Consider the following 18,002-nt stretch of genomic DNA (forward strand, 5'->3'; position numbering starts at 1 on the left):
TGCCCCCGTGCACAATGGCCGCATCCGCGCCCGTCGAGGAGACTGTCTTGGAGCTGAGCAGACGTACCTTCAGCGCGATCACCGGCACCGTCGCGCTCGGGCTCTCGCTCGGCGGGAGCGGCGCGATGTGCGCGGCGGCCGCCGCCGCGCCGACCGGCCCACCGCCGGACACCCCGGCCACGGACGGGCGGACGCACCGGGTGGGCTTCGACCGGTACTCGATGATCGTCGACGGCCGGCGGGTCGTGCTGTGGTCGGGCGAGATGCACCCGTTCCGGCTGCCGAGCCCGTCCCTGTGGCGGGACGTGCTGCACAAACTCCGGGCGCACGGCTACAACACGGTCAGCGTCTACGTCTCCTGGAACTACCACTCCCCGGCCCCGGGCTCCTACGACTTCACGGGCGTGCGCGACCTGGACCTGTTCCTGCGCACGGCCGCCGAGACCGGGCTGTACGTGACCCTGCGCCCGGGCCCGTACATCAACGCCGAGGTCGACGCGGGCGGCTTCCCCGGCTGGCTGACCGCCACCCAGGGCACGGCCCGCACCTCCGATCCCACCTATCTGCGCCACGTCGACGCGTGGCTGACCGCCGTGAACCGGATCGCGGTACGGCACCTGTACACCAGGGGCACCGGCACGATCGTCCTCTACCAACTGGAGAACGAGTACGCCGACCACGTCACCGAGCCCACCGGCCGCGACTACATGGCCCACCTGTACCGCAAGGTGCGCGCCGACGGCATCGACGTGCCGCTGTTCCACAACGACAAGGGCAGAAACGGCCACTGGGCGCCCGGCACGTTCGACACGGGCGGCGAGCGGGGCCGCTGGCTGTACGGCTTCGACGGCTATCCGTCGCCGCTGCGGACACCGCCGGACTGGGGGTACTTCGGTCCCGGCGGACTCAAGGGCGGATCCACGGCCAGCCCCGAAACCCCCGGCTTCCTCGCCGAGTTCGGGGGCGGCTGGTTCGATCCGTGGGGCGGCGCGGAGTTCGGCGGGCAGGGGTACGCCGGATCCCGCCGCACCCGTGACGCGGCGTACGAGCGGCGCTTCTACCTGACCAACCTCGCCAACGGCATCAAGGTCCACAACGTCTACATGGCCTTCGGCGGCACCTCGTGGGGCTGGCTGCCCGCGCCCGTCGTCTACACGTCGTACGACTACGGGGCCGCCCTCGACGAGGCCCGGCAGCCGACCGCCAAGCTCGTCCCCATGCACCAGATCGGGCATCTGCTGCACAGCTTCCCCGACCTGGCCAAGCTGGACCGGGCGGCGGACGTCTCCGTCGGCGCGCCGGACATCCGGGCCTACCACCTCGTCAATCCCGACACCGGGGCGCACGTGTACGTGCTGCGCAACGACGGGTCCGCCGACACCGTCGCCGCCGTGCCGCTCGCCGGGACGGCCGTCCCCGTACCGGTCCCCGGCCGGGACGCCCGGCTGCTGGCCGCCGGGATCTCCCTCGGCCGGTGGACGCTGCGCCACTCCACCGCGCAGCCGATGCTGCGCCTGGCCGCCGGACGCCAGGACATCGCCGTGTTCACGGGCCGCGCGGGCGAGGCGACGGAGACCGTCCTGGAGTGCGCGAGCGAGCCGGCCGTCTCCGTGCTGGAGGGGACGGCCGACTGCGCGTACGACAACGGACTGCTGCGCGTGCGCGCCCGGCTGAACGGCCTCACCAGGGTCGCGGTGACGGGCGGCGGAGCGGCGGCCCCCCTGCTTCTGCTGCTCGCCGACGACGCGGCCTCCGTACGGCTGTGGCCGTACACCACCCCCGCGGGGCCGGTCCTGGTGCACGGGCCCGCCCTGCTGCGCACCGCCGTGCTGCGCGGTGCGACCGCCGAGCTGACCGGCGACACGGTCGAGGAGGCGGACCTGGAGGTGTGGGCGGCGCGCGGAGTGACCGAGGTCGCCTGGAACGGGGTCCGGCTGCGGACGCACCTCACCCGCTCCGGCAGCCTGCGCGCCGAGCGGCGGCTGCCCGGCGCCGGTGCCGTGCGGCTGCCCCGGCTGACGGGGTGGCGCCGCAAGGCCGAGAACCCGGAGTCCGCCGCCGGCTTCGACGACTCGGCGTGGCGGACGGCCGACCTGACCACGTCCTTCAGCACGACCCCCGTGCCCGCCGGGGGGCCGGTCCTCTTCGCCGACGACTACGGCTTCCACTACGGGGACGTCTGGTACCGGGGCCGGGTCGAGGGCGCGGCCGGGGCCGGGTCGGTGTCCCTCTCCTATGTCACCGGCACCCAGGGCCTGCTGATGGCGTGGCTGGACGGCAGAGCGCTGGGCACGCACCGGATGCCCGTACCGGACACGAGCACCGTCCGGCAGGCGACATGGACGGCGACGACGACGTTCCCGCTCGCACCGCAGGGCCGGTCCCTGCGGGGAGACGGCCCCCATGTCCTCTCCGTCCTCGTCCGCCGTATGCAGCACGACCAGGACGGCCGGGCGAACGACACCCACAAGGCGGGCCGGGGACTGGCCTCGGTCGCCTTCGACGGCGCCACCCCCACCGTCCGCTGGCGGATCCAGGGGGCGGCCGCCCCCGACCCCGTACGCGGCCCGCTCAACAACGGCGGTCTGTACGGCGAACGCAACGGCTGGCACCTGCCCGGCTTCCACGACCACGACTGGCGGCCCGCGTCCTTCCCGCGCGCCGAGCGCCGGCAGGGCGTGGACTGGTACCGGACCGGCTTCCGGCTGTCGGTCGACCCCGGCACGGACGCGTCGATCGGCCTGACCCTCACGGACGACCCGTCCCGCGCCTACCGGGTGCAGATCTTCCTCAACGGCTGGAACATGGGCCAGTACATCAACGACGTGGGCCCCCAGCACACCTTCGTCCTGCCGAACGGCATTCTGCGCACCCGGGACGTCAACACCCTCGCACTCGCCGTCCTGTCCGACGGAACCACACCGTCCGGCCCGGGAACGGTGACCCTGACCCTGCTCGGCCGGGCATCCGGAGGAGTCCCGGTGCCCCCGGTGAACTCCCCTGGCCCGGCGCGCTAAGTGTTCTGTCCACGGACGCCGGCCGGTCCTGCGCGACGGGCGTCCATCCGACCGCGCGACTGGCGGATCTGGGCCACGCCGACACGCACGACCGGGGCTTGTCCGGATCGTCGCCGGCCCAAATCCTCCACACACCCCGCTACCAGGTCGGCGGCCGGGCGGGGACTCGGGCGGGTGTCAGCCTCCGAACGCGGGCTGTGGCAGGCCCTGGCCGGCGCCCGGGACGACGAGGAGCGAGCCGGAGAGCGGATGCGGTGCCTCCAGCCCCGTACGGGCCGTGGTGACATAGAGGTCCGACAGGTCCGTGCCGCCGAACGCGCACGCGGTGGGGCGGCGCACCGGCAGCCTGAGGACGCGGTCCAGCTCGCCGGAGGGGGTGTAGCGGTGGACCGCGCCGCCGTCCCACAGGGCGACCCAGACACAGCCGTCGGCGTCGACGGTGAGCCCGTCGGGGAATCCGTGGCCGACCTGGGCGAGCGGTCGCCGGCCGGCCGGAAGACCGTCCTCGCCGACGTCGAGGACGTCGATCCGGCGGGTCGGCGAGTCGATGTAGTACATCGACCGGCCGTCGGGGCTCCACCCCGTGCCGTTGCTGACGGTGACGTCGTCCAGCACGGTCAGGACGGTGCCGTCCGGGGTGATACGGGTCAGGGTGCCGCCGCCCGGCGCCTCGTCGTAGCGCATGGTGCCCGCCCACAGCGAGCCGTCGGGGGCCACGGCCGCGTCGTTGCCGCGGCGGCCGGGGACCGGTTCGTGGTGCAGCCAGCGGAAGTCGCCCCCGCCCGGCCCGTACAGGCCGACGCCGTCCTGGAGGTTGACCACCAGTCCCCCGCCCGCGCGCGGCTTGGCGGCGCCCACGTGCTGCCCGGTCGCCATGACCGTGCGGCGCCCGGTGGCCGGGTCGTAGGTGTGCACCCGTGATCCGAGGATGTCGACCCAGATCAGCCGCCCGGCGGCGGCGTCCCACGTCGGGCCCTCGCCGAGCTCCGCGTACTCCCGTACGGCGATCTCGTACGCCGTCATGCGGCGATCCGGTGGCCGAGCCGCTCCGACAGTTCCAGGGCGCCCTTCACCACGAGCCGCTCCAGTTCGGCGCGGCGCTCCTCGCACCAGCGGATCATCGGCACGGAGATGGAGAGCGCGGCGACGACCTGTCCGGTGCGGTCGCGCACCGGGGCCGCGACACAGCTGACGTCGGGGGTGGACTCGCAGGTGTCCACGGCGATGCCGCGGGCGCGGACCTCTCTCAGCGCCTCGTGCAGAACCGCCGGGTCGGTGACGCTGCCGGGGGTCATGGCGACCAGCTCGGCGTCGTCCGGGACGCGCGCGGCCAGCTCCGGCTCGGGGAGGGACGCGAGGAGCACCTTGCCGCCGGAGGTGCAGTGGGCGGGCAGCCGGCGGCCGACGGCCGACACCATGCGCACGGCGTACGTGGAGTCGACCTTGGCGATGTAGATGACGTCGGTGCCGTCGAGGATGGCCACATGCACCGTCTCGTCGCAGGTCTCGGCGACCGAACGGGCGATCTGCCGGCCCTCGGCGGCGAGGTCGAGCTGCTCGGCGTAGCGGCTGCCGAGCTGGTACGGGCGTACGCCGAGCCGGTAGCGTCCCGGCTGCCCCGGCACCGGGACGATGTACGAGCGGGCGGAGAGCGTGGTGACCAGCTCGTGCACGGTGGTGCGCGGCAGGTGGAGCCTGCGCACGATGTCGGGGGCGGAGAGCGTCCCGTCCCCGTCGAGGAAGAGCTCGAGGATGTCGAGAGCCCGGGTCACGGCAGGTACGAGGCGTCCCACGACCGGCCCCCTCCTTGCGTTCGGTATGTCAACCGGCGATCGGCACGGCGAACACAGGCTAGCCATACGGGGCTTGGCCGGGCAATGGGCATACGGGGCGTGCGACGTGGCCCCCGAGCCCGGCGTCGGCGGTGGTGGGGGCCGGAGGTCCCCGGTTCCCCTCTGAGGCGCTTTGCGCGCAGGACCGGTTCCGGCTCGAAGCGGCGGTCCGGGTCGTCGATCCCGTCCCCCACATGCTGTGTGCGCGGTCCGGGCCGGAGCCGGCCGCAGACGTCGTACGCCGTCTCCCAGTGCCCGCTCACGGGCTCCTGTTCCGCCGTGTCCGGCCACGGGCAGTACGGTGGGGCGCGTAGCCCCTCCCCCAGACCCAAGGCTGTCGGCAGCGCCCGTGAACCGGACTCCCCCACGCCCCTTCGGCGCCCTGGACTTCCAGCTCGTCCTGCTGCGCCGGATGGCCGACCACCAGCCGGACCTGGTGGAGGACGCCCGCCGCACGCTGGGCGTGTCCATCGCCGACATGCGCGAGGCCAACAAGCGCTGGCAGGCGATGGTCCGGTCGCCGCGCGCCCGGTCGGCCGCCGCCCGCATCCGCTCGGTCCTCGGCGAACCCGAGTCCACAACCGTCCGCCGGATCGGGGACCTGGACTGCGAGGCCCGGCTGTGGCCCGTCCCGCTCTGGCCCGACCTGCGCTTCGAGGTGCTGGCCGGCCCGGACGGGCAGGTCTGGAACGAGTGGCTGGTCCGCGCCCCCGGCGCACCGGCCCCGAGGCTGGAGACCCTCGACGACCTGATCCCCTGGTCCTGCACGGTCGACGAGGCCGCCCGCGCCTTCGCCCCGGTCCGCCCCCTGGAGGGCACGGCCCCCACCCGCTGGGGCCTCGCCTTCGACGCCCCGGACGCGCAGGGCACACGGCGGACGGTGGTCGCCGAGTTCACCTGGGGGCTGTTGCAGCGGGTGGCGGTCGGCGGCATGCGGCCTTGATCTACGCGTTCCCGATTCGGATCACGCGCCGGAGGCCGGCCCGCCTACCCGATCGCGGTAGCCGCAGGGGTGTGGTCCAGCATGTCGATCGTGCTGTCGGCCGCCTCGACGACCACCGGGTCGTGGGTGGCGACGATGGTGACGCAGCCGTGCCGGTGTGTGGTGCGTGCGATGAGTCCGGTCAGGTCGTCGGCGCGGGTTCGGTCGACGGCGGCTGTCGGCTCGTCGACGAGGAGGAGCTCGGGCTGGGCGAGGAGGGCGCGGGCCAGGGCGACGCGTTGGCGTTCGCCGCCGGAGAGCTGGTCGGGACGGTGGCGAAGTCGGTGCGCGAGTCCGACCTCGGCGAGGAGGTCGCGGGCCGGGCCCCGTAGGGCGCGAGGTCTGTGGCCGGCCAGGGAGGCGGCGGCGAGCAGTTGTTCCTCGGCGGTGAGGCCGGTGAGGAGGTTGCCGCTCTGGAACATGTAGCCGATCCGCGTCCGGCGGGCACGGGCGCGTTCGCTGTCGGTGAGGGCCGCCAGGTCGGTGTCGCCGAGCAGGACCTGTCCCTCGTCCGGGCGCAGCAGGGCGCCGGCGACGGCGAGGAGGGTGGACTTGCCTGAGCCGGAGGGGCCGACGAGGGCGGTGAGGGCGCCTGGCCGGAAGGTCGCGGTCAGCGCGTGCAGGGCGGTCGTACGGGATGCGCCACGGCCGAGGGTGACGGTGATGTCGTTGAGGCGGAGGGTCATCGTGCGGCTCCCAGCATGGTCATCGGGTCGACGGTGGTGACGCGGCGCAGGGTGAACGCGGAGCCCGCGAGGCCGACCAGGGTGACGGCGGCCATGGTGGTGACGAGGGTGGTGGCGGGGAGGCTGAACGGCACCTGCTCGCCGACCACCAGGCCGACGGTGGAGGCGAGGGCGGCTCCGACGGCCGTTCCGGCGGCGACGACCACGGCGGCCTGCGCGAGGGTGTGGCCGAGGAGGCGCCGCCGGGAGGCGCCCATGGCGCGCAGCAAGGCGAGTTCCGGGGTGCGCTGGACCGTCCAGACGGCGAAGAAGGCTCCGACGACCAGCGGGGCGATGAGGAAGAGGAAGGTCTGGATGGAGGTCATCGTCAGGCGCTCGCCCTTGTAGCCGGGGGCTGCGGCGAAGGCGTCCTGGAGCGGGACGGTTGCCGTGTGGTGGCGGTGGTCCGCGTCGGCGAGTGCTTTCTCGCCGGGGTCTGCGGGGACGTCGAGGGCCATCGCGCTGTACTGGCGGGGGAGGTCGTCGGGGCGGGCGTCGGTGCCGGGTGTGGTGAAGCGGATCCGGCGCCAGGTGTCGGTGGTGACGTAGGCGGCGGGGACGTGGCCGTAGGAGGAGCGGCCGGTGGTGCCGACGACCTTCAGACGGATGCCGAGCCGGTCGACGGTGAGGGTGTCGCCGATGCGGACGCCGTCGCTCACGAGCTGACGGGAGACCACGATGCCCTGCGGTTCGGCCGTGTTCAGGGGTGTGCCGTGGTCGGCTCCGGGATCGGTGAAGGCGCCGGGTTCCACGCCGAACGCGGCGAGGTCCACCTCGATGTCGCGGTCGGTGGTGCCGCGGGTGATGGCGACGCCGAGCGGGGTGGCCTCGATGCCTCTTTCCCGCTTCCAGCCGTCGGCGGTCCGCTCGTCGATCAGACCGCGGGCGAACTGGTCGGAGTCGGAGCCTGCGGCAAAGGCGATGTGGGTTGCGTGCAGTCTGCGCAGGGCGGAGACGGTGTCGTCACCGAGACCGGTGGTGAACCCGGAGACGATACCGACGAGCGCGGCGACGAGGACGACGACGCTGCCCATCAGCAGGAAGCGGCCGCGGGCCGCTTTGAGTTCCAGCAGGGCGAGGAACACAGCACTCCTTCCAAGATATGGGGACGTTGCGTCCCTAAGATAGAAGATGGCGACGCCGCGTCCCCAACCGGGGCCCTAAACTGGCTCTGTGCCCAAGATCCACGCCGCATCGGTCGCCGATCACCGCGCCCAGCAGCGTGCCGCCCTGCTCGACGCGGCACGGGAACTGCTCGCCGAGGGCGACGCTTCCAAGGTCACGTTCGCGGCGGTCGCCCGCCGCACCGGGCTGGCCCGCAACAGCGTCTACAAGTACTTCACCGACCGCCGTGAACTGCTGACCGAGGTGGCCCGACAGGCCGCGCCGCGCTGGATCGAGCGCATCCACACATCCCTCGCCGCTGCCGGGCACTCACCCGAGGAGCGGGTTGCCGCCTACGTCACCGCGCAACTGGAGATGGTCCGCGACGGTGAGCACCGCATCGCCCGCGCCCGTGCGGACGCGCAGGACACCGCGGCCCTGCGGGAGGGCGCGGACGCGGCGCACCGCGCGCTGCTCGCGCCCCTTGTGGAGGCCTTGGCGGACCTCGGTGACGACGCCCCCCTCAGGACGGCGCGTCTGCTGCAGGGGTTGGTCAACGCCGCGACCACGGCTCTGGAGGCGGGCGACGACTACGCCGCGGTGACGGACCGGGCGGTGCGACTGGCCGTCGCAGCCATCGCGGGAGTCACTGCCGACCTGCCGTCCCGGTGACCGCGTGAGGCACAGTGCCCTTGCTCGGGCTCCTCGGCCTGGAACCGACACTTCGAGGCCCGGCGGCGCCCGGGGTCACCGGCCGGAGGCGGCCAGGACGGCGTCCACCACCTGCGGCACGGACTCCGGGTGGAGGAAGAGGAACAGATTCGGCTCGATCAGTTCCAGCTCCATCACACACGGCTGCCCGTCCGCGCCGTCCACGAGGTCGACGCGGGCGTAGAGCAGTTCGGGAGCGCCCGGTACGGCGGCCAGGGCACGCTCGGCGACGGCGCCTTCGGCCGGGGTCGGGGTCCAGGGCTCCAGGCCGGGGTGGGCCACCTTCCGCTCGTCGTAGGGAGTGCCGGGCGCCAGGACGGCCCTCTTCCGGCTGGCGTGCAGCAGCCGCCCGCCGAAGAACTGAAGCGCCCGCTCCCCGCCCACGTCTATGCCCCGCACATAGGGCTGCACGATCGCCGTGAACCCCTCCGCGTGCATCCGCGCGAGCTGCCGTACGGCGGTGTCGTGCTCCTTAGGCGTGTACCGGGCGGCGAACCGGGCGCCCGCGCCCGAGGTGGGCTTGACGACGTACTCGTGGTCGTCGGGCAGGTCGACGGGATCGCCCGGGGCCAGGTACCGGGTGGGCACGACCGGGACGCCCGCGGCGGCCAGTTCCCCGAGGTAGCGCTTGTCGGTGTTCCAGCGCACGACGGACGCCGGATTGGCCAGCCGCGTAAGCCTCCCGCACCGCTCGGCCCAGGCGGTGAACTCCGCGGCCCGCCAGCTGTAGTCCCAGGTGGAGCGGATCACGGCCAGGTCGTACGCCGCCCAGTCGACGTCCGGGTCGTCCCAGTACACGGCGTCGGCACCCGCTCCGGCCGCCCGCATCTCCCGTACGAGAACCGGAAGATCGCCGTCGGCCGTCACCTCGGGACCGGGGCGGCAGGTGACGAGCGCGACGCGGGCGGCGGGGATGCGGGGCACGTCTGGACTCCTGTTCGCGGGACGGCACGTGCGCGCAGGCTAACAACGGCCCGGCACGCCACGGCACCCCGCCAGCGGACGTCACCGCCCCGGGCGGAGTGAGGTCTCCGTCACGGTGGCGGCGGGTTTCGCTCGCTCTGGTGTAGGAACGGATTCGATGTCCGCACCACGTCCGTCCGCTTCGACGCGAGGAGTCCCGCGTGTCCTCCCTCTTTCCGGCCCTGACCGACCCCGGGGCGGCGCGGCGGCCCGCGCTGCGGTTCGGGGAGCGTGCCCTGACCTATGCCGGGCTGGCCGCGGCGGCGGGAGCGCTCGCCGGACGACTGGGCGGGACGGTCCCCCGTGAAGCGGAACCGACCGGAACAGAAGCGTCCCGGAGGGTCGCCCTGTGGGCCACGCCCTCGCTGGAGACCGCCGTCGCGGTGGTGGCCGCACTGACCGCCGGGGTGCCCGTCGTCCCGCTCAACCCGAAGTCCGGGGAGCGCGAGCTGGGGCACATCCTGGCGGACAGCGCGCCGTCGCTCGTCCTGGCCGCTCCCGGAGACGAACTGCCCGAGACGGTACGGGCGTTGGAGCGCGTCGACGTCGACGTACGCGGCACGGGAGCGTACGCGCCCGCCGAGGCCGACGACGAGAGCACCGCCCTCGTCGTCTACACCTCCGGGACCACCGGCCCGCCCAAGGGCGCCCTCATCCCCCGCAGGGCCGTGGCCGCCACCCTCGACGCGCTCGCGGACGCCTGGCAGTGGACCGCGGACGACGTCCTCGTGCACGCGCTCCCGCTGTTCCACGTGCACGGGCTGGTGCTCGGCGTCCTGGGCCCGCTGCGGCGCGGCGGCTCCGTGCGGCACCTGGGACGCTTCGACACGGACGGCGTGGCCCGCGAACTGGGCGCGGGGGCGACCATGCTGTTCGGGGTGCCGACGATGTACCACCGGATCGCGGAGGCGCTGCCCGGCGACCCGGAGCTGGCCAAGGCGCTGGGCGGGGCCCGGCTGCTGGTCTCCGGGTCCGCCGCGCTGCCGGTGCACGACCACGAGCGGATCGCCGCCGCGACCGGACGCCGGGTCATCGAGCGGTACGGCATGACGGAGACACTGATGAACACCAGCGTCCGCGCGGACGGGGAGCCCCGCGCGGGAACGGTGGGCGTGCCGCTGCCGGGGGTGGACCTGCGGCTCGTCGAGGAGGACGGCACCCCGATCCCGGCGTACGACGGGGAGACGGTCGGCGAGATCCAGGTGCGCGGCCCGAACCTGTTCACCGGCTACCTCGACCGGCCCGACGCCACCGCCGCCGCCTTCACCGCCGACGGCTGGTTCCGCACCGGGGACATGGCGGTGCGCGAGCCCGACGGCTCCGTGCGCATCGTGGGCCGCAAGGCCACCGACCTGATCAAGAGCGGCGGATACAAGATCGGGGCGGGCGAGATCGAGAACGCGCTCCTGGAACACCCGGGAGTGCGGGAGGCCGCCGTCACCGGCGAACCCGACGACGATCTGGGCGAGCGGATCGTGGCCTGGGTGGTGCCGGCCGACCCCGGGGCCCGGCCCGGCGCCGACGAACTGGCCGACCATGTGGCCCGCCGGCTCGCCCCGCACAAGCGGCCCCGCACGGTCCGCTACCTCGACGCCCTGCCCCGCAACGACATGGGGAAGATCATGAAGCGGGCGCTGGGCGATGCCTGAGCGCTTCTCCGCACGGGAGGCGCTCGCCCTCGTCACCGACGACTTCACCGAGCTGCCGGGCCCGGCAGCTCCCCGAACCGGCCCGGACGGCCCGCTCGCCTGGACGGGCTACGACGCCTCGCGCGCCCGCGCCACCGCGCGCACCGGCGAGCAGGAGTCCGTGGTCGTCGGGCATGGAACCGTCGGCTCCGCCCCGGCCGTGCTGATCGCGTTCGAGTTCGGCTTCCTGGGCGGCTCGCTCGGCGAGCGCACCGGCGACCGGCTTCAGGCGGCGCACGCGTACGCCCGTGCGCACCGGCTGCCGGTCGTCTCACTGGTCGCGACGGGCGGCAGCCGGATGCAGGAGGGCATGTTCGCGCTGACCCAGCTCCAGCGCGTGGCCCGGCAGTCGGCGCTCACCCGTGCGGCCGGGCTCGCGCAGCTCGCGGTCCTGCGGGACCCGACGACCGGCGGCGGCTGGGCCACGCTGGGCGCGGGCGCCGACGTGGTGCTGGCCCTGCCGGGCGCCCAGGTGGGCTTCGCGGGCTCCCGGGTGCGCCCGCCGGACGCGGATCCGGCGGCGTACACGGCTCAGGCACAGCTGGCGGCGGGCACGGTCGACGCGGTCGTACCGCCCGGGGAGCTGCGGGCGGCGGTGGGCCTGTGGCTGGAGCTGCTGACGGCGCCCTCGGCCGAACCCGCCCCGGTGCCCCGGGCGCTGGGCCCGGCGGACCTCCCGGCGACCGGCTGGGACGCCGTGCGGCGCGCCCGGGATCCGGGGCGGCCCCGCGCCCGCGCGTACCTGGACGCGTACTTCACCCGCCGGACGGCGCTCGGCGGCGACCGCGCCGGCGGCCGGGACACGGACGGCATGCTGTGCGGCTTCGGCCGCCATGACGGCCGTACGATCGCGTACGCCGCCCAGACCGGCACCGCGACCCGCCCCGCCGGCTACCGCACGGCCGCCCGGCTGATCCGGCTGGCCGACGCCCTGTCCGTCCCCGTGCTGACGCTGGTGGACACGCCGGGCGCCGCCAACGACGCGGAGGCCGAGCGGCAGGGCGTGGGCGCGGCCGTCGCGGACCTGTTCACCGCCGTGGCGACGGCCCGTACACCGCTGACCACCCTGGTGATCGGGGAGGGCGGCTCGGGCGGTGCGCTGGCCCTGGCCGCACCGGACAACACCTGGGCCACCCCGGACAGCTACTTCTCGGTCATCGCGCCGGAGCTGGCCGCCGCGATACTCAAGCGTCCGGCGGACCAGGTGCGGGCGACGGCGGACCAGCTCCGGGTGCGCCCCCAGGATCTGGTGGCCCTCGGGGTGGTACGGGGGATCGCGGGCGCGAAGACCGTCGCACCCCCGCCGCCCGGGTGACCCGCCGGGGCACCGGTGCGGGCGGGCACGGGGCTCCGCGGGAGGGCGGGCACCGGTTTCCCGGGACGCGTTCACCCGATGGGGTGAACCCGCCTGGCCCTCTTCAAGGGGCGGGGTCCCCCGGGCCGGGCGACGATGCTGAGGGAGAGGCCCGCCACCCGGCGGCCTCCCGCGGTCCGTTCTCGGGAGGTACCGCATGACCGTCAGCCTGGACCAGCTGCGCCGTTGCCACTTCGCTGTCGACCTGGGCGCGGCCAGGACCCGCGTGTACGTCAAGGGCTCGGGGCTGGTCGTCGACCAGCCGAGCGCCGCGGCGGTGAACACCCGGAACGGTGCGCTGATAGCGGTCGGCGAGCTGGCCGAGAAGATGGCGGGACGCACCCCCTCGTACATCCGTGTGATGCGTCCGGTGTCCGGCGGTACGGTCGTCGACATCGAGATGGCCCAGCGCATGCTGCGTCAACTGCTCGGTGAGAAACTCCGCCGCGCCCTGCGCCGCAAGCCCCGGCTACGGGCCGCCGCCTGCACCCCGCACGACGCGGACCCGCTGGCCCAGCGCGCGGCGGTGGAGACGCTCGTCGGGCTGGGGGCGCGCCGGGTGGAGCTGGTCGACACGCTGGTCGCCGCCGCCGTGGGCTGCGGGCTGCCCGTGGAGCAGCCCGAGGCCTCCATGATCATGGTGTGCGGTGCCGCCGCCACCCAGATCGCCGTCCTGTCGCTGGGGAACATCGTGACCGCGGAACGGGTCCCGGTGGGCGGCGAGGCCGTCGACCACGCGATCGTCCAGCATCTGCGCCACGAGCACGCGTTGATGCTGCCGAGCCAGTCCGTACGCCCACTGCGGCTCGCCCTCTCCGGGACCGGGGCCGCCGCCGACGAGCCGTCCGCCACCGAGATCCTCGGCCGGGACGTGGCGACCGGGCTGGCGCGCTCGGTGCGGGTCGACACGGCGGCCGTGCGGGAGGCGATCGAGACCCCGCTGACGGCCATGCTCGACGGCATCGGCAAGGTGCTGCGGGACTGCCCGCCCGATCTGGTGGCCGACCTCGCCGACCGCGGCATCATGATGGTCGGCGGCAGCGCCCTGCTGCCGGGCCTCGACCAGATGCTGCGCCAGTGGACCGGCATGCCGGTACGCATCGCCGAACGCCCCGACATCTGCGCCGTGCAGGGCCTGGGCGCCATGCTGGAGGGCAAGATCAAACCCCTGACCCTGAACCCGCTGGCGGCCTGACCCGGGACCACCGCGCGACGCGTGCCCGCGGTTCGGACGGGGGCTCGGGCGCCCGCCGGCGGCGCCCGCGCACGCCCGGGGCGCCGCCCCCGAGGCGCGTACGCCGCGCCCCGCGCGGGGAACTCGGCGCGGTGGCCGCCGAGTTCTCACCCGTCCTCGAGCGGTGCGCGGCCGTCCGGCGGGCGGGGTACGGCGCTTTTGCCCGCGTGATCAGAGGCCGTGCTCGCCTCCCAGGCCCAGGAACGCCCGGGCGTTGGCGGTGAGGTCCGCGGTGTCGAGGCCGCCCCCCGTGGCGAAGCCGACCGGGTCGGCCTCGGCCATGTCGAAGGGATGGTCGCTGCCGCAGACGATCGCGGTCTTGCCGGCCCGGGCGGTGAGCAGGCCGAGCAGGTCGGGATCGTGGGTCACGGTGTCGAACCACAGGCCCCGCACGGCCTCACCCGGCGGGCGGGAGGAGCCGCTGCGGACGTCGGAGCGGGCCCGCCAGCCGTGGTCCCAGCGGCCCAGCAGACCCGGCGTGCACCCGCCGCCGTGCACGAAACAGACCCGCAGGCCCGGCAGTTCGTCGAGGACGCCGCCGAGCAGCAGCGCGGCCACTGCGGTGGCCGTCTCGACCGGATTGCCGATGAGGTTCGCCAGGTAGTGGTCCCGCCATTCGGGACGGGGCAGTTGCATGGGGTGGACCAGCACGGACAGCCCCGTCCGGGCCGCCTCGCCGAGGACCGCGCGCAGCACGCCGCGGTCGAGGGACTCCCCGCCGAGCAGCGGCGGGATCGCGATGCCGACGATCCCGGGCGTCGCGGCCAGCGCGTCCAGCGGGGCCGGGTGGTCGAGCGCGGCCAGGCCGAACCCGAGCAGCGCGCCGTCCGAGGAGGCGACGACCTGAGCGAGCGCGGTGTTGAACGCGTCGACGTAGTCCGTGGCAGGCCCGCCGACCGGGAAGGCGAAGGGCGGCGCCGACAGCACCCGTACCCCGATCCCGGCGGCGGCCATGTCGGCGCGGATCGCGGCGACGTCGCTCATGGCCCGGGTGGCGATGGACAGCCGCACGTCACCGAGGTGCAGCTCCCCGTCCCGGTCGTTCAGCGGCCCGTACGGAGCTCCCGGCGGGAGGCCGAACAGCTCCTGGGGCAGCCAGTGGGCGTGGACGTCGATCGGTCCGGTCACTTCAGCTCCAGGGGCGCGTTCGCGCTGTCCAGGTGCTCGACGGTGGTGAAGACCAGCTCGGTGTCCCCGATGTTCTCGATGTCGTGCAGCAGGTACTGGCCCTCGGCGAAGGTGAAGTGGCGGGTCTCGCCCTGGGAGTACGAGACCTCCCGGGTGGTGCCGTCGCTGGTGTGCTGGCGGCTGTTGCCGGCGTTCACGGCGGTCCAGAAGTAGTCCAGAACATGCCGGTGGGCGTGCCAGCGCTCGCCGGGGGCGAGCCGGATCTCCCAGACACGGACCCGCTCGTTGCTGCTGAGCAGCCGGGAGCCGACCTCGCCGTCGTAGGCACGGGCCTCGAACTCGGCGCGCAGCTCGTCGGACCAGCCGGCGAAGTCGGAGCCGACGAGCGTGCCGGCGAGCGGGAGGTCGGAGAGGAAACCGGTGTCGTTCATGTCGTGTCCTTTTCGCGTCGGTCAGCGGCCGGGGGCGTAGAGCCCGAACCGCAGGCTGGGGTCGCCGGGGGTCCAGGTGTTGTGGAACTGCGAGCGTTCGCCCATGTTCTTTACCCGGTCCATCAGCTGCGCGCTGAGCTCCAACTGCGTGGGCTCCCATTTGCGCAGGGCGGCGGAGATGTCGCCGTCGGCGGCGGTGAGCGCGTCGGCGAGGGCCCACGCGTCGGCGGCGGCCTTGGCCGTGCCCGCGGCGGCGTGCGGGCGGGCCGCGGCGGCGCCGTCGCCGATCAGGGCGATCCGGCCCCCGGCCATCCGGGAGGACCGGACGTCGGAGACGACCTGGATGTAGGGCTGCCCGGTCGAGGTGACGACCTCCGCCGCCGCCGGGGCGAGCAGTCCGGCCGCGGTCTCGCGCATCTCGTCGACGTAGCGGTCCTGCACCTGCCCGGGGTGCACCGAGACGGTGGCGCTGATGCCGCGCTTGTCGATCAGCATCTCGGCCAGCTCGCTGCCGGCCGGGACGTTGCGGTACCAGACGTAGTTCATCAGCCGGTCGCGCGGGCCGGTGCCGCCCTCCCCGGGGATCGGGTAGAGCGTGATGTGCGAGTTCGGCACCACGCTGTAGGAGACCGCGTTCCCGAGCAGCTCGCGGGTCTCCTCGCTGAGCTCGTGCTCGGGCACGGTGCCGCGCCAGCCGATGTAGCCGGAGTACTCCAGTGCCGCGCCGGGGTCGAGCAGGGACCGGCCGATCGAGTTGATGCCGTCGGCGAAGACCACCAGGTCCGCCTCGACCCGGCGCCCGGTCACGAACCGGACGGTGGCGATGTCGCCGCTCTGTCCGACGCCGCAGGCGAACTCGCCGAGGTGGTACCGCTCCGTGCCGAAGTCGGCCAGCAGGGCACGGTAGAAGGTGCCCCACGAGGTGTAGGTCCAGCGGCGCTCGTCGCGGTGCAGGATCTCGTTGGCGTTGCCGAGGTACTGGACGTAGTCGGTCGAGGTGGACAGCGCCTCCGGGTTCTGGGTGCTGCGCTCGGCGAACCAGCGGACGGTGTCGGGCTGCAGCACGATTCCACCGCCACGGCCGTCGAGCGCGGTGGGGGTGCGCTCGTAGACGTCGACGTCGAAGCCGAGGTCGCGCAGCAGCAGGGCAGTGGTCAGGCCGCCGATGGAACCCCCGATCACGGCGGCGCGGGCGTTTGCGTAAGGGGCCATCAGTGGATCTCCTGTGTGGTCGGGACGGGGCCCGCGTCGGCGGTGCCGTCGGTGGTGCCGTCGGTGGTCGCTGCGACGGGATCGGTCGGCAGGGGCTCGCCGCGGGTCTCGTGTGCGAAGGCCAGCCCGATCGCGCCGAGCATGCCGACGCCGACGACGCAGGTGGTGGCCAGCGCGAGGTTCCCGCCGAACCAGGACGCGGCGATCACGCCCGCGACCATGGGGCCGGCCGCTGTGAAGTAGCGGCCGATGCCGTTGTAGAGCGCGACGCCGGTGGCGCGCACCGATGTGGGGTAGAGCTCGGGGCCGTAGACCAGCAGTCCGCCCAGCGCGCCGTAGAGGCCGAACCCGGCGACCGGCAGCACGGCCAGGAACGCTGTCCAGCCGGGAGAGAGGGCGAACAGGAACACCACGCTCGCCGCGGAGATCACGAAACTGGCCAGGAAGGCCTTTTTCCGGCCTATGGCGTCGGCGAGGAAGCCCCAGCTCGCATAACCGAGGACGCCGCCGACGTTGAACAGCATCGACGCCGTCGCGACCCGGCCGTTGGCGATCTCCGCGGACAGCCCCGCGGCCGTCGTGGCCTGCCGGATGACCTGCGGGTACCAGGTCGAGACACTCCAGAACGCGACCAGCGAACCGGTGGCCAGCGCGGACAGCACCAGGGTCGGCCGCAGCAGCGGGGGGCTGAGCAGGCGGCGCAGGACGAACCGGTCCTCGGCCGTGTGGTGTCCGCGGGCCTTGCGCTGCCGGCGTGCGGCGATCCCGTGGCTCACCTCCGGCGGCTCCGGGACGTGACGTCGCAGGAAGTACACCAGCAGCGCGGGGAGTACGGCGATGGCCATGATCACCCGCCAGCCCTGGTTCTGCAGCAGCGCGTAGGCCAGGGCGGCGAGGAAGAACCCGGCCGCGTAGCCGGACATCATCACCCCGCTGGCGCGGGCCCGGTACCGGTTGCGCCAGGCCTCGGCGATCAGCGCCGCGCCGACCGGCGCCTCCACACCGGAGCCGAACCCGGCGATGAACCGCATGATGCCGAGCTGCCACCAGGTGTCGGCGACCGCGGCGAGCGCGGTGAACACCGCGTAGGTGAGGACGCCGAGCGAGAGCACCCGGACACGGCCGAAGTAGTCGGCGAGGATCCCGAACAGGATTCCGCCGGTGCCCCAGCCGAGCAGGAACACGGCGACGGTGATGCCGCCGTAGAGCCCGATCGTGTCGGTGCCGACCTTGATGCCGCTGTGCGGCAGCAACTCGGTCATCGCCGGACCGAGGATCAGCGAGTACAGGCTGCTCGCGAAGCCGTCCAGGGCCCAGCCCATGGTGGTGCCCGCGAGCACCAGCCACTGGACTCGGGTGATCGTGGAGCGCCACGAGGGCGCGACGAGTGTGTCCGACATGTACGGCTCCTTTGCCGGAGGTCGGGGAACAGGGGGCGACGTCGGGACAGGGACTGTGGGGGGTGGAGACGGGAACTGTGGGGAGGGGAACTGTGCGGAGGGGACGGGGGCTGTGGAGGACGGGACTGCCCGTGACGGGGCTGCCCGTGCGGGGACCGTTCCGTGGCCGGGGCCGCGGAAGCGGGTGCGGACCGTGCCCCGGCCGCCGGACCGGCCGGGAA

At 74.0% G+C, this 18,002-nt stretch carries 15 protein-coding genes; 6 read left to right on the forward strand and 9 right to left on the reverse strand.

All coding sequences use genetic code 11. The features are described 5' to 3' along the window. Nucleotides 1-47: 47 nt before the first annotated feature. Nucleotides 48-3,017, forward strand: a complete 2,970-nt coding sequence (locus ACWD5Q_RS01280; RefSeq protein WP_451424901.1) for a beta-galactosidase — start codon at nucleotides 48-50, stop codon at nucleotides 3,015-3,017. A 177-nt stretch (nucleotides 3,018-3,194) separates the two neighbouring features. Here ACWD5Q_RS01280 and ACWD5Q_RS01285 read toward each other — a convergent pair whose 3' ends face one another. Further along, entirely contained in the window at nucleotides 3,195-4,040 is an 846-nt protein-coding gene (locus tag ACWD5Q_RS01285; RefSeq protein WP_451424902.1) for an SMP-30/gluconolactonase/LRE family protein, read from the reverse strand. Beyond that, nucleotides 4,037-4,810 carry an IclR family transcriptional regulator gene (locus ACWD5Q_RS01290; RefSeq protein ID WP_451424903.1) on the reverse strand — a complete coding sequence of 258 codons (774 nt, stop codon included), beginning with the start codon at nucleotides 4,808-4,810 and terminating at the stop codon, nucleotides 4,037-4,039. The genes ACWD5Q_RS01285 and ACWD5Q_RS01290 overlap by 4 nt, the downstream gene beginning before the upstream one ends. A gap of 388 nt (nucleotides 4,811-5,198) precedes the next feature. Between ACWD5Q_RS01290 and ACWD5Q_RS01295 the strand changes: the two genes are divergently transcribed. Continuing rightward, nucleotides 5,199-5,792, forward strand: coding sequence for a hypothetical protein (locus ACWD5Q_RS01295; RefSeq protein ID WP_451424904.1), 594 nt, complete (start codon nucleotides 5,199-5,201; stop codon nucleotides 5,790-5,792). Between the two features lie 44 nt (nucleotides 5,793-5,836). Here ACWD5Q_RS01295 and ACWD5Q_RS01300 read toward each other — a convergent pair whose 3' ends face one another. Further along, nucleotides 5,837-6,517, reverse strand: coding sequence for an ABC transporter ATP-binding protein (locus tag ACWD5Q_RS01300; RefSeq protein ID WP_451424905.1), 681 nt, complete (start codon nucleotides 6,515-6,517; stop codon nucleotides 5,837-5,839). Next, nucleotides 6,514-7,641: an FtsX-like permease family protein gene (locus ACWD5Q_RS01305; RefSeq protein WP_451424906.1), complete on the reverse strand. Its 1,128-nt coding sequence runs from the start codon at nucleotides 7,639-7,641 to the stop codon at nucleotides 6,514-6,516. The genes ACWD5Q_RS01300 and ACWD5Q_RS01305 overlap by 4 nt, the downstream gene beginning before the upstream one ends. Before the next feature lie 88 nt (nucleotides 7,642-7,729). Between ACWD5Q_RS01305 and ACWD5Q_RS01310 the strand changes: the two genes are divergently transcribed. Beyond that, nucleotides 7,730-8,332, forward strand: coding sequence for a TetR/AcrR family transcriptional regulator (locus ACWD5Q_RS01310; protein ID WP_451424907.1), 603 nt, complete (start codon nucleotides 7,730-7,732; stop codon nucleotides 8,330-8,332). Nucleotides 8,333-8,407: 75 nt separating this feature from the next. On the opposite strand, the gene ACWD5Q_RS01315 is transcribed toward ACWD5Q_RS01310, so the two are convergent. Further along, a complete protein-coding gene (locus ACWD5Q_RS01315; RefSeq protein WP_451424908.1) occupies nucleotides 8,408-9,295 on the reverse strand; it encodes an ATP-grasp domain-containing protein in 888 nt (295 codons plus the stop codon). Nucleotides 9,296-9,495: 200 nt separating this feature from the next. On the opposite strand from ACWD5Q_RS01315, the gene ACWD5Q_RS01320 reads away from it, so the two are divergent. The 3 genes from ACWD5Q_RS01320 to ACWD5Q_RS01330 all read left to right on the forward strand — a co-directional run bounded on the left by ACWD5Q_RS01320 (nucleotide 9,496) and on the right by ACWD5Q_RS01330 (nucleotide 13,571). Next, on the forward strand, nucleotides 9,496-10,983 hold the full coding sequence (locus tag ACWD5Q_RS01320) for an acyl-CoA synthetase (protein ID WP_451424909.1): 1,488 nt from the start codon (nucleotides 9,496-9,498) through the stop codon (nucleotides 10,981-10,983). Beyond that, entirely contained in the window at nucleotides 10,976-12,337 is a 1,362-nt protein-coding gene (locus tag ACWD5Q_RS01325) for a carboxyl transferase domain-containing protein (RefSeq protein ID WP_451424910.1), read from the forward strand. The genes ACWD5Q_RS01320 and ACWD5Q_RS01325 overlap by 8 nt, the downstream gene beginning before the upstream one ends. Nucleotides 12,338-12,533: 196 nt before the next feature. Next, complete coding sequence (locus tag ACWD5Q_RS01330) at nucleotides 12,534-13,571, forward strand: rod shape-determining protein (protein ID WP_451424911.1); 1,038 nt, start codon at nucleotides 12,534-12,536, stop codon at nucleotides 13,569-13,571. Nucleotides 13,572-13,781: 210 nt separating this feature from the next. Here the strand turns inward: ACWD5Q_RS01330 and ACWD5Q_RS01335 are convergent, their stop codons facing one another. Genes ACWD5Q_RS01335 through ACWD5Q_RS01350 form a run of 4 tightly spaced genes read right to left on the reverse strand, consistent with a single transcriptional unit; the run spans nucleotide 13,782 to nucleotide 17,781 of the window. Continuing rightward, complete coding sequence (locus ACWD5Q_RS01335) at nucleotides 13,782-14,738, reverse strand: amidohydrolase family protein (protein WP_451424912.1); 957 nt, start codon at nucleotides 14,736-14,738, stop codon at nucleotides 13,782-13,784. Then, complete coding sequence (locus tag ACWD5Q_RS01340; protein ID WP_451424913.1) at nucleotides 14,735-15,169, reverse strand: hypothetical protein; 435 nt, start codon at nucleotides 15,167-15,169, stop codon at nucleotides 14,735-14,737. The genes ACWD5Q_RS01335 and ACWD5Q_RS01340 overlap by 4 nt, the downstream gene beginning before the upstream one ends. 21 nt (nucleotides 15,170-15,190) lie before the next feature. After that, nucleotides 15,191-16,381, reverse strand: a complete 1,191-nt coding sequence (locus tag ACWD5Q_RS01345) for an FAD binding domain-containing protein (protein ID WP_451424914.1) — start codon at nucleotides 16,379-16,381, stop codon at nucleotides 15,191-15,193. After that, complete coding sequence (locus ACWD5Q_RS01350; protein WP_451424915.1) at nucleotides 16,381-17,781, reverse strand: MFS transporter; 1,401 nt, start codon at nucleotides 17,779-17,781, stop codon at nucleotides 16,381-16,383. Before ACWD5Q_RS01350 ends, ACWD5Q_RS01345 begins: the two co-directional genes overlap by 1 nt. Nucleotides 17,782-18,002 lie beyond the last annotated feature (221 nt).

The organism is Streptomyces sp. NPDC002513 (assembly GCF_053595355.1).